This window comes from Microvirga sp. jy35, assembly GCF_056148915.1.
The window spans coordinates 59,539-71,097 of sequence record NZ_JBWBEW010000009.1 but is presented as its reverse complement, the minus strand read 5'-3'; the positions used below and the strand labels follow the sequence as shown (position 1 = coordinate 71,097).

At 65.6% G+C, this 11,559-nt stretch carries 11 protein-coding genes; 5 read left to right on the top strand and 6 right to left on the bottom strand.

Translation table 11 applies throughout. The features are described from left to right. The first annotated feature begins 157 nt into the window (after window positions 1-157). From AC0QTX_RS09640 to AC0QTX_RS09625, 4 genes are all read left to right on the top strand, one after another. Window positions 158-1,768 carry a phosphoenolpyruvate carboxykinase gene (locus tag AC0QTX_RS09640; protein WP_474603616.1) on the top strand — a complete coding sequence of 537 codons (1,611 nt, stop codon included), beginning with the start codon at window positions 158-160 and terminating at the stop codon, window positions 1,766-1,768. Window positions 1,769-1,840: 72 nt separating this feature from the next. Beyond that, the gene (locus tag AC0QTX_RS09635; protein ID WP_474603615.1) at window positions 1,841-3,298 is read left to right on the top strand and encodes an FAD-binding oxidoreductase; all 1,458 of its coding nucleotides are present in this window, start codon (window positions 1,841-1,843) and stop codon (window positions 3,296-3,298) included. 112 nt (window positions 3,299-3,410) lie between these two features. After that, window positions 3,411-4,466: an ABC transporter ATP-binding protein gene (locus AC0QTX_RS09630; protein WP_474603700.1), complete on the top strand. Its 1,056-nt coding sequence runs from the start codon at window positions 3,411-3,413 to the stop codon at window positions 4,464-4,466. 19 nt (window positions 4,467-4,485) lie between these two features. Next, window positions 4,486-5,580, top strand: a complete 1,095-nt coding sequence (locus AC0QTX_RS09625; RefSeq protein WP_474603699.1) for an NAD(P)/FAD-dependent oxidoreductase — start codon at window positions 4,486-4,488, stop codon at window positions 5,578-5,580. 532 nt (window positions 5,581-6,112) lie between these two features. On the opposite strand, the gene AC0QTX_RS09620 is transcribed toward AC0QTX_RS09625, so the two are convergent. Beyond that, window positions 6,113-7,519, bottom strand: coding sequence for a sodium:proton antiporter (locus AC0QTX_RS09620; protein WP_474603614.1), 1,407 nt, complete (start codon window positions 7,517-7,519; stop codon window positions 6,113-6,115). Between the two features lie 175 nt (window positions 7,520-7,694). Here AC0QTX_RS09620 and AC0QTX_RS09615 point away from each other — a divergent pair, with 175 nt between their 5' ends. Then, entirely contained in the window at window positions 7,695-8,483 is a 789-nt protein-coding gene (locus AC0QTX_RS09615) for a class II glutamine amidotransferase (protein WP_474603613.1), read from the top strand. Between the two features lie 5 nt (window positions 8,484-8,488). On the opposite strand, the gene AC0QTX_RS09610 is transcribed toward AC0QTX_RS09615, so the two are convergent. From AC0QTX_RS09610 to AC0QTX_RS09590, 5 genes are all read right to left on the bottom strand, one after another. Beyond that, window positions 8,489-8,773, bottom strand: a complete 285-nt coding sequence (locus AC0QTX_RS09610; protein WP_474603612.1) for a hypothetical protein — start codon at window positions 8,771-8,773, stop codon at window positions 8,489-8,491. A gap of 79 nt (window positions 8,774-8,852) precedes the next feature. Then, window positions 8,853-9,590 carry a hypothetical protein gene (locus AC0QTX_RS09605; protein ID WP_474603611.1) on the bottom strand — a complete coding sequence of 246 codons (738 nt, stop codon included), beginning with the start codon at window positions 9,588-9,590 and terminating at the stop codon, window positions 8,853-8,855. Then, window positions 9,572-10,165, bottom strand: a complete 594-nt coding sequence (locus tag AC0QTX_RS09600; protein ID WP_474603610.1) for an adenylate/guanylate cyclase domain-containing protein — start codon at window positions 10,163-10,165, stop codon at window positions 9,572-9,574. Before AC0QTX_RS09600 ends, AC0QTX_RS09605 begins: the two co-directional genes overlap by 19 nt. Window positions 10,166-10,333: 168 nt before the next feature. Further along, complete coding sequence (locus tag AC0QTX_RS09595; RefSeq protein ID WP_474603609.1) at window positions 10,334-11,044, bottom strand: glutathione S-transferase; 711 nt, start codon at window positions 11,042-11,044, stop codon at window positions 10,334-10,336. 61 nt (window positions 11,045-11,105) lie between these two features. Continuing rightward, complete coding sequence (locus tag AC0QTX_RS09590) at window positions 11,106-11,528, bottom strand: N-acetyltransferase family protein (protein ID WP_474603608.1); 423 nt, start codon at window positions 11,526-11,528, stop codon at window positions 11,106-11,108. Window positions 11,529-11,559 lie beyond the last annotated feature (31 nt).

Genomic DNA, 11,559 nt, shown 5'->3' with positions numbered 1-11,559 from the left:
GGCTTGAGTTGACGGGCTCGTCAGCTGACCTAAAGAAGGTTCTATGTTCAAGCGAGACGGCAAAGTTTCGGCCGCGTTGTTTGATCCACCCCATGTGACGGCATCGGACGGCGGCACATCCGGCTGCGCGATGACTGGCAATCAGGAGACATCTTCCGTGGAAAATATCGGCGTCTTCAACAGCGCGCAGGGCGCGGAGGTCTTCGGCCTCCGCAACCTCAAACGGATCTACTGGAATCTCGAGGCACCCGCACTATACGAACAGTCCCTCACCCGGGGCGAGACCAAGCTCGTGAAGGGCGGCGCGCTCCTGGCCGAGACCGGGATCCATACGGGCCGCTCGCCCAAGGACAAGTTCGTGGTGCGCGACGAGGCCACGGAAAGCACCGTCTGGTGGGATAACAACGGCTCCATCACCCCCGGCCATTTCGACACCCTGCTGGCCGACTTCCTGGCCCATGCCGAGGGCAGGGAGCTGTTCGCCCAGGACCTCTACGGCGGCGCCGATCCGTCCTATCGGGTCAAGGCGCGGGTGTTCACGGAATTTGCCTGGCACTCGCTCTTCATCCGCAATCTCCTGATCCGTCCCGAGCAGGGCGAGCTCGCCGATTACGTGCCCGGCCTCACCATCATCGACCTGCCGTCCTTCAAGGCCGATCCCGCCCGCCACGGCTGCCGCACTGAGACGGTGATCGCCTGCGACTTCAAGCGCAAGATCGTGCTGATCGGCGGCACGTCCTACGCGGGCGAGATGAAGAAGTCGGTCTTCACCTACCTCAACTACGTGCTGCCCTCGCAGAACGTGATGCCCATGCACTGCTCCGCCAACGTGGGCAAGGAGGGTGATGTGGCGGTGTTCTTTGGCCTCTCCGGCACCGGCAAGACCACGCTCTCCAACGATCCGAACCGCATCCTGCTCGGCGACGACGAGCATGGCTGGGCCCCTAACGGCGTCTTCAACTTCGAGGGCGGCTGCTACGCCAAGACCATCCGCCTCTCCCGCGAGGCGGAGCCCGAGATCTTCTCGACCACCGAGCGCTTCGGCACGGTGCTGGAGAACGTGATCGTCGATCCGACCACCCGCATCCCGGATTTCGACGATGCGTCGCGGACGGAGAACACGCGCTGCGCCTATCCGCTCGACTTCATCCCCAATGCGAGCTCCACGGGGCGCGCAGGCATCCCGAAGAACATCGTGATGCTCACCTGCGACGCCTTCGGCGTGCTGCCTCCCATCGCGAAGCTGACGCCGGCCGAGGCCATGTACCACTTCCTGTCCGGCTACACCGCGAAGGTGGCCGGCACGGAGAAGGGCGTGAAGGACCCGGAGGCCACCTTCTCCACCTGCTTCGGCGCCCCGTTCATGCCGCGCCACCCGTCCGTCTACGGCAACCTGCTGCGGGACCTCATCGCCAAGCACCATGTGGATTGCTGGCTCGTGAACACGGGCTGGACCGGCGGCAAGTACGGGGTGGGTCGGCGCATGCCGATCCGAGTCACCCGCCGCCTGCTCACCGCGGCGCTCGACGGCTCCCTCTCCCGCGCCGATTTCCGCCGCGACCCGTATTTCGGCTTCGCGGTGCCGACCTCGGTGCCCGGCGTCGAGCCGCACATCCTGTACCCGGTCAAGACCTGGCAGAACAAGGCGGAGTTCGCCGAGACCGCCAAGCGCCTGATCGACATGTTCAACGAGAACTTCAAGCGCTTCGAGGGGCACGTGGATTCCGACGTGCGCTCCGCAGGGCCGCAGATGTCGATCGCGGCCTGAGCCCTGGAGTTATCTCTTTCCTGAAATCGTGTAGAAGGCGGCCTCCGGCCGCCTTTTTCGTTTGGTGCCCCTATGACCGACACCCCTTCCGATCTTCTGGATGTCCTGTCCGCGAATCTTGGAGCCCGGCAGATCATCCGCGACCCGGCCGCCATGGAAGGCTACCTCGTCGAGAAGCGGAAGCTCTATCGCGGCACCGCCCTGGCGGTCGTGCGGCCCGGCAGCACGGAGGAGGTGGCCCTCGTCGTGCGCGAATGCGCGAGGGCCGGCGTCGCCATCGTCCCGCAAGGGGGCAATACGGGTCTCGTCGGCGGCGGGGTGCCGCACAAGGGGATCGTCCTGTCGCTTGCGCGCCTCGACCGCATCCGCGAGGTCGATCCGTTCAACGCCACCATCACGGTCGAGGCCGGCTGCATCCTGAAGGCCGTGCAGGACGAGGCCGATAAGGCGGACTGCCTGTTTCCCCTGACGCTCGCCTCCGAGGGCTCCTGCCGCATCGGCGGCAACATCGCCACCAATGCGGGCGGCGTGAACGTGCTGCGCTACGGCAATACCCGCGACCTCGTTCTCGGCCTCGAGGTCGTGCTCGCCGACGGGCGGATCTGGAATGGGCTGAAAGGCCTGCGCAAGGACAACATGGGCTACGATCTCAAGAACCTGTTCATCGGGTCGGAGGGAACGCTCGGGATCATCACGGCGGCGGTGCTGAAGCTGTTTCCGCGGCCGAAGAGCCGGACGGTGGCCCTCATTGGCTGCGCATCGCCTCATGCGGCGCTCGACCTCTTCGGCCGCCTGCGCCGGCAAACAGGCGATCAGCTGACGGCTTTCGAGTTCATGCCGCGCTTCGCGCTGGAGATCGTGCTCAGGCACGCGGCAGGCGCCGTTCCTCCGCTCGCGGGCGAGCACGAGGCCTATGCCTTGATCGAGCTGTCGTCGCCGGATCCCGAGATCGACCTGCGCGGGCGGCTCGAAAGCGCCCTGGGCGAGGCCCTGGAGGCCGGCATCGTCGAGGACGCGGTCATCGCCGCTAGCGAAGCCCAGGGCGACGCGCTCTGGTTCCTGAGGGAAAGCCTGTCCCACGTGCAGCGGCTCGAGGGCGGGTCGATCAAGCACGATGTCGCCGTGCCCGTGTCGCGGGTGGCGGAGTTCATCGCCACCGCCACCCGGGCCTGCGAGAAGGCGCTTCCCGGCGTGCGCGTCTGCGCCTTCGGGCATTTCGGCGACGGCAACATCCACTTCAACCTGAGCCAGCCCGTCGCCATGGAGAGGGCTGCATTCCTGGACCAGTGGGAGCGGTTCAACCGGATCGTCCACGACATCGTCCATGCCATGAACGGCTCCATTTCCGCCGAGCATGGGGTGGGCCTCATCAAGCGCGAAGAGCTCGTGCTCTATAAGGATCCGGTCGCTCTCGACCTGATGCGGACGCTGAAAAGAACGCTCGATCCGCAGAACATCCTGAATCCCGGCAAGGTCCTGGCCTTGGAGGCGGACCGGCCGTCCGCTCTGCCCGGATCGGGCAAGGCCTGACGGCGTCCCTGGGAAGAACCGGCCGGCCCGCCTTGACCGGCCGATGCCCGTGCCTAGGATGGCGCGGCCGGGCCTGAGGGTGCCGGTGAACGCCGATTTGGAAGGAAGCCCCGTGGCCTCGGTCGAGATTCGCAACATCAGCAAGAACTTCGGACCGGTCTCGGTCATCCAGGGCGTATCCTTCGACATCCGGGACGGGGAGTTCGTCACTCTGGTCGGCCCGTCCGGATGCGGCAAGTCCACCCTGCTGCGCATGATCGCCGGGCTCGAGAACATCTCCGGCGGCGAGCTGCGCATCGGCCCGCGGGTGGTCAACGACGTGCCGCCGAAGGAGCGCGACATCGCCATGGTGTTCCAGAACTATGCGCTCTACCCGCACATGACGGTGGCCGACAACATGGGCTTCTCCCTCAAGCTTAAAGGGGCGTCGAAGGCCGAGATCAAGACGCGGGTCGACCGGGCCGCCGAGATCCTCGGGCTGACCAAGCTTCTCGACCGCTATCCGCGCCAGCTCTCCGGCGGCCAGCGCCAGCGCGTCGCCATGGGCCGCGCCATCGTGCGCGATCCGCAGGTCTTCCTGTTCGACGAGCCGCTCTCCAACCTCGACGCCAAGCTGCGGGTTGCCATGCGCACGGAGATCAAGGCCCTGCACCAGAGGCTGAAGACCACCACGATCTACGTGACCCACGACCAGATCGAGGCCATGACCATGGCCGACAAGATCGTGGTGATGCACGACGGCGTGGTGGAGCAGATCGGCGCACCGCTCGAGCTCTACGACCGGCCGGCGAACCTGTTCGTCGCGGGCTTCATCGGCTCGCCCGCCATGAACTTCTTGAAAGGCCGCCTGCAGGGAGGCCGCTTCATCGCGCAGGACGGCACCGCTTTCCCGGTTGCCACTCCGCCGGCGGCTTCCGACGGAAAGCCTGTGGTCTACGGCATCCGGCCGGAGCATTTCATGCTCGACGAGGTCAACGGCCTGCCGGCGGAGGTCGCCGTCGTCGAGCCGACCGGATCGGAGACCCAGGTCTTCGCCAGACTCGCCGGAACGGACGTGGTGGGCGTGTTCCGCGAGCGCGTCGACGCCCAGCCCGGCCAGCAGATCCGCATCACGCCGGATCCGAAGCTCGTGCATCTCTTCGACGAGCAGACCGGCCAGCGCCTCTGATCAGCAGCGGGAGGCTGTCATCGAAATTCTGGTCATCGGAGCCGGAGTGGTGGGCCTCGCCGTCGCGCGGGCGCTCGCCCTGCGCGGGCACAGCGTGATCGTGGCGGAATCCACCGGCGGAATCGGCAACGGAATCTCCTCGCGCAACAGCGAGGTGATACATGCGGGGATGTACTATCCCTCCGGCTCTCTGCGCGCCCGCCACTGCGTCGAGGGGCGGCGCATGCTCTACGCTTTCTGCGAGAGCCACAGGGTGCCGCACGCGAAATGCGGCAAGCTCATCGTCGCCACCAACGACCTCGAACAGGCCAAGATCGAGGGCATCTACGAGCAGGGGCTGGCCAATGGCGTCGAGGGCCTCTCATTCCTCACGGGCGAAGAGGCGCGGCGGCTTGAGCCGAACCTCTCCTGCACCGGCGCGGTGCTGTCCCGAGAGACCGGCATCGTCGACAGCCATGCGCTGATGCTGGCTCTGCAGGGCGATCTGGAGGATGCGGGCGGCGCAATCGCCGTCCACGCTCCGGTCGAGCGCATCGCGCGCAGCGGCGCGGGTTGGAATGTGCAGGTGGGCGGCGCGGACCCGACGGAGATTGCCGTGGATGCCCTCGTCAATGCGGCGGGGCTCGGCGCCCAGGCGCTCGCCCGCGTGACGGAAGGCTATCCGGTGGAGCGCGTGCCGCCGCTGGTTCTGGCCAAGGGAAACTACTTCGGCTGCCTCGGCAGGCCTGCCTTCTCGCGGCTGATCTATCCGGCCCCTGTCGACGGGGGCCTCGGCACCCACGTGACCCTCGATCTCGCCGGCCGCATGCGCTTCGGGCCCGACGTGGAGTGGATCGACAGGGAGGAATACGAAGTCGACCCTCGGCGGGCCGAGAGCTTCTACGCCTCCATCCGCCGCTACTGGCCGAGCCTCCCCGATGGCGCTCTCGTCCCGGATTACTCCGGCATCCGCCCGAAGCTCACCGGACCGGGCGAGAAGGCCGCCGACTTCATGATCGACGGTCCGGCGGAGCATGGGCTTTCTGGACTGGTTTGTTTGTTCGGCATCGAGAGTCCAGGGCTGACGTCGTGCCTTTCGCTGGCCGAGGATGTGGCGGAGCGGTTGACCGCGTGAGAGCAGTGCGCGTGTTCCCTCCCCCTTGCGGGGAGGGGTAGGGGTGGGGGTGGAACGACCGGGTGGGACATCTCCGTCATGGCCGGGCTTGTCCCTGCCATCCCGATGGGAAGAGTGTTGCGCTTCAAGCAGTCGGGATCACCGGCACAAGGCCGGTGATGACGTGGTAGGACGAGTGTTGACGCTCTTGTCGAGCACAACGTTCCGACTTTGCGACCCCCACCCTCAGTCCCTCCTCGCAAGGGGGAGGGAAGAGGCGGTCTTGCACAAGGCAACGCGAATCATATGGATCGCGCGCTTAACACATTCCGGAACGAATTATCATGCCCGCATCTCAGGGCATGATCGCAGTGAGCTCAAGTCACTATTCTGCCTTTGAACTGGAAAGGGCAGAGCTATGCGGATTCGGATTGGACGATGGATGGAGGTAGAGGGTACGGGGGCATTGGAGGTCCTCTGCCTTTCTTGCATAGCTTTTGCTGCACTTGTAATTCTAAGCTTTGTTCAAAAGCTGTAGGGGGAATGCAGTACTTTACCCCCTGAAGAACACCAGCGTCAGCAGCAGGAAGGTCGGGATCAGGATCGCGCCCGACCAGAGCAGGTAGCCGAAGAAGCTCGGCATCTTCACGCCGCCTTCGCGGGCGATCGCGTAGACCATGAAGTTGGGCGCGTTGCCGATATAGGAGTTGGCGCCCATGAACACCGCGCCCGCCGAGATGGCCGTGAGGGTCATGGCGCCCGCCGTCATGAGCTGCTGCGGATTGCCGCCGGCAAGCTCGAAGAACACGAGATAGGTCGGCGCGTTGTCGAGGAACGACGACAGGCCGCCGGTGAGCCAGAAATAGGCGGCGTTGTCGGCGCTGCCGTCCGGGTTCGACACGAGCGCGACGAGGGGCGCGAACGCGCCGTCGGCACCGGCCCGCAGCATGGCCAGCACGGGAATGATGGTGATGAAGATGCCGGCAAACAGCTTCGCCACCTCCTTGATCGGCCCCCAGGAGAAGCCGTTCTCGATCCGGTTGGCTTTGGAGGTGACTTTCAGCGAAATGACCGTGACGGCGATCATGATGAGATCGCGCAGCGCATTCGCCAGCTCGACCTCCGTGCCGAGCACCGTGATGCGCCCCAGATCCACCGTCGCGCTCATGAGGATCGCCGTGATGATGATGAAGATCAGCAGGAAGTTGAAGCCGCCCACGACGCGCACCGGGTTGTCCGGTGTCGGATCGGGCCGCATGCGGCCTTCACGACGGTAGATCACGAGATCGATCACGAAGAACAGGGCGAGCAGAAGGCCGCTCGCGAACAGCGTTTCCGGCAGGAGGTGCGTGGTCGTCCAGAAGAAGTCGACGCCGCGCAGGAAGCCGAGGAAGAGCGGCGGGTCGCCGAGCGGCGTCAGCGAACCGCCGATATTCGACACCAGGAAGATGAAGAACACGATCACGTGCACGTTGTGCCGCCGGTCGTCGTTGGCGCGCATCACCGGGCGGATCATCACCATGGAGGCGCCCGTGGTGCCGATGAAGCTCGCCAGCACGGTGCCGATGCCGAGAAGGATCGTGTTGGTGCCCGGCGCGCCGTGGATGTTGCCGCGCACGAGAATGCCGCCCGCCACCGTGAACAGGGCGAGCAGGAGCAGGATGAACGGGATGTATTCGAGCAGCGCCGTGTGGGCCAGCGCATGGATCGCCGCCGTCGGCCCGAAGGCAAGCGCCATGGGAACCAGCACCAGCAGGCCCCAGAGGGCTGCGATCTTGCCCTGATGGTGCTCCCAGAAATGGGGCGCCAGCAGCGGGAAGAGAGCGATGGACAGGAGGATGCCCACGAAGGGCAGGGCCCAGACGAACCCCAGGCTCGCCCCTTCGAACTCGGCCGCCAGGGCCACTTGAGGCAGGAGGGTCAGGGCGGCGGCGAGCGCCAGGCTCAGAGGGCGTAGCATCGTAGGGTCCCCAGCAGTCCGGCCCGGCCGGCTCGTTCTTCAGGATTTGAGAACAGCTTTAGGGGAATGGGTTTGAGGCTGCAACGGCGTGGCCGTTAACCGGCTATTCACCATAAGTCAAAGATAGTACAACATCATTACAAAGTCTTGCCGCGCTTGAGGGTTGCTGAAGCCGATGTGCCGCTTTCTCGCCTACCGGGGGGAGCCGATCTTCCTCGACGAACTCGTCTGTGCCCCGGCCCATTCGCTGGTGCACCAGTCGCTGCACGCGGTCGAGGCCAAGACCGGCACGAACGGGGACGGGTTCGGCATCGGCTGGTACGGGGAGCGTCCGGAGCCGGGCGTCTACCGGGAGGTCCGCCCGGCCTGGTCGGACGAGAACCTGAGGAGCCTGTGCGAGCAGGTGCGCTCAAAGCTCTTCTTCGCCCATGTGCGCGCCTCCACCGGCACCTCGACCACCCGGGCGAACTGCCACCCCTTCACCCATGGCCGCTACCTGTTCATGCACAACGGCCAGATCGGCGGCTACGGGCGGATCAAGCGGCGCCTCGAAGCCCTGATCCCGGACGAACTCTACGACCGGCGCCTCGGCACCACCGATTCAGAGGCGATCTTCCTCACGGCCCTCGCCAACGGGCTGGCGGAGGAGCCCGTGACGGCCATGGCCAGGACGCTCAAAGTGGTGCGCGGCCTGATGACCGAGGCCGGCATCCAGGAGGCCCTGCGCTTCACCGCCGCCTTCACCGACGGCGAAAACCTCTGGGCTTATCGCTGGGCCTGTGATGCCAAGCCGCCGACCCTGTATTTCCGCGAGGACAACGGCAACCTGCTCATCGTCTCCGAGCCCATCGACGACAAGACCAAGGGCTGGCGCGAGGTGCCGAAGGGCTGCAGCCTTGTCGCCAAGGGCGGCACCATCGCGGTGGAATGCCTGAACGAGGCGATAGGCCGCCTGGCGGCCTGACAGCCTCAGGCGTTCAGCCGCCCCACGGGCTGGGAGATCAGGGGCAGGAGCGCGCCCTTGAGCGCTTCCATCTGCAGGTCCGTCTCGGCCTGGGCGATGCTCTCGTCCGGCACCTGGAGGGCGCGCAGGCGCGCATTCTCGGCCTCGAGCCGCTCAATCTCCGCCATCAGGATTGCCACCTTCTCGTGGGCGATGCGAAGACGGGCCTGCGCCTCGTTGCGCTCCTCCTCGCGCAGCTGCGCGCGATCGCGCCAGAGACGGACGGCAACGCTGCCTGCTTCATCACTCATGGCCGGCTCCTCACAGGATCTGGGTCGTTGCGGAAGCGCGACTCTAGAGGCCAGGTCTTAATCGATCGTTGGCGGCAAGCTATGGCTCGAAGACGGGCAGGGCCGAGACGCTCTCGCCCGACAATGCCAGCCTTGCATGGCGATCGTGGGCCCGCTCGACCCACTCGGCCGCGACGGACTGATCGAGAAAGAACGGTAACAGGCGGCCGTCGTCATGGGCCTTGAAGAACTCGGCCAGAGCCGCATGCTCGATCTGCTTGTCCTGCGCGGTCTGCAGGCTGCCGACGCGATCCGCCGAATGCTCCTCGGCCAGGAAGAAATAGGCCGGAGCGTAATCGGGGTGCTTCTCGATCAAGGCATGGAGCCTCACCTTCCGCTCCGGGCCGTCGAACTGCAGGGCATGGACCAGGGCCGTGGCACGGGTCGGCGCGTCCTCGTTCAATTCGGCATAGACCTGCCGCGCGATGAACCGTCCCTCGTGAGCGCGCACGAGCGCCGCATAGCGCAGATGGGGATCGACGAATTCCAGGCCCATCCGGGCCAGGGCGTAGTACGCGCGGTGTGCTCCGATGGACTCGCCCTTCGCCTCGAACAGCAGGGCATTGTGATGTAGGCCCGGCGCGGAATGCGGATCGGCGATCTGTCCTCCCCGTTGCACGAGCCCTGAGAAGGCCTCGACCGGATTGGCGGGCAGCACGAGAATCTGGGCGGTCTGTCGAACCGGAGGGAGCGCGCCGAGCTCCAGCGGCCGCCAAGGCTGGCGTTGCGAGGCGAATCCTCCCGCGCCGATGAGCACGATCAGGCACGCCCCTGCCACGGACAGGGCGGACCCTGCCAGGATCCTTGCGGAGAGCGCTGCGGGGCCACGGAAACCTCCCCATCCGGGCCGGTGATCGCGAAGGCATGGACCGGAAAGGGAATGTTCTTCACCTGCCGCTCGCCAATGTCGAGGAAGGGCACGGCGATCTGCCCGGAGACGGCCTCGTGCACGGCCCGCGAGAGGCAGATGCCTCCCGGCGAGGCCAGGGTTTCGAGCTGGGCCGCGATGTTGACCGCCATCCCCAGAAGATCGTCCTGGCGCTCGACCACCTCGCCCACCGAGATGCCGATGCGGAACTGGACCCGCCTGTTCTGGGCCAAGGCCAGGTTTTGGGCCCTCATGTAATCCTGGATGTCGATGGCCGCGCGGGTAGCCTCCACGGCGCTGTCGAATTCGCACATGATCGAATCGCCGGCCGTGTTGAAGACGCGCCCGCCATGATGGGCCACGAAATCGTCCAGAACGTTGCGGTAGGCTGCGAGCTGCCGCAGCGTTCCGTCTTCATCCTCCGCGATGAGCCGGGAGAAGCCCACGATGTCCGCAGCCAGGATGGCGGCCACCTTCCGCCTCATGGGTGGACTCCGCGGCGCTTGAAGGCTTCAGAGCGAAGCTGTGATGGTACCCTGCGTCCCGGCAAGATGAGGCCCCGGTGTTTTCATGTTACAATATAGCGCCTGACGGAAAGGAAGGAAAGGGGCCTCTGCGGAATTCCCGTTCCTCCGACATTGCCCGGCTCGCGCTCAGCCGTCGAGTTCGGGATAGCGCCGGAAGATTCCCTCCTCGTTGAAGGGAATACGCCGCGGGCTTGCGAGATAGGCTTTGAGGCGCGGCCTTTCCGCTACGGCATGATGCAGGGCCGCCACCCGCGGCGCCTGGTTCAATGCGCGCTTGGTGGCCTTTGGGAGCGCGTAGAACAGGCCCTCGACCGCCTGAAAGAGGGACAGGTCGACATAGGTGAGCGACTTGCCAACGAGATGGCCGGAACCGGCCGGGTTGCGGACAAGGATCGTCTCGAACCAGTTCAGAAACTTTGGAATGCGGTTGTCACGAAACTCCTGCGCGCGCCGGAGCGCCTCGGGCTTCTGGTCCTCGTAATACAGGCTGACGGCCATCGGGTGATGGGTGTCGTGCGCCTCCGAAATGAAGTCGCCGAGCGTGAGCTGGATCTGATGCGTCCAGAGGCCCCCATCCGGGTCCTTGGGCGCGAGCCCATGCCGCGCCCCGAGATAGAGCAGGATCGCCGCCGTCTGGCCGATGACGGTCTCGCCGACCTTCAGGAAAGGCGGGGCGAAAGGCGGATGCCCGGCATGCTCCATCATGCGCATCATCACGGCAATGCCTTCGGATTCGCGCGCCGCATCGATGTAGTCGGCGCCGGCTTCCTCCAATGCAAGCCGCACGAACTCGCCGCGCCCCTGGATCGTGGGCCAGTAATAGAGCTCGTAGGGCATGGGGTGCTCCGGGTTCTCATTGGCGATGCTCGCGAAGAGAGTGGAGCGTCCCGGGTAGAAGTCAAAGAGCCTCGTTGGCCAAACGCACGAGTGCCTCACCGTCCACTCGCATGTGCCGATGATGAAGATCGCGGATGCCGATCGCCTCGTAGAAGCGGATGGCAGGCCGCTCTTCCTCGACGAAGAGTTCGACCCTGGTCCAACCCCGCTCCAGTGCAATCTTCGCAACGGCCGCCATCAGCGCGCGCGCTGCTCCTGTGCGCCGCTCCTCCGGCAGAACATAAAGCGCATGAACGATGCCCATTGGCTTGCCGCGCCAGCCCGCATAGCCGCGGAAGAACGACACGAAGCCGACAGGCTTGGTATCTCGCTCGGCAATGAGTGCCTCGAAGAGGGGATCGGGACCGAAGCCGTCAGCCCTGATCCGCTCGGCCGACGTCCAGGGCGTTTGACCGGGCAGGTGATCGTCAATCAGGCCGGACACGAAGCCGAAGATGGTTTGGTCATCGTCAATG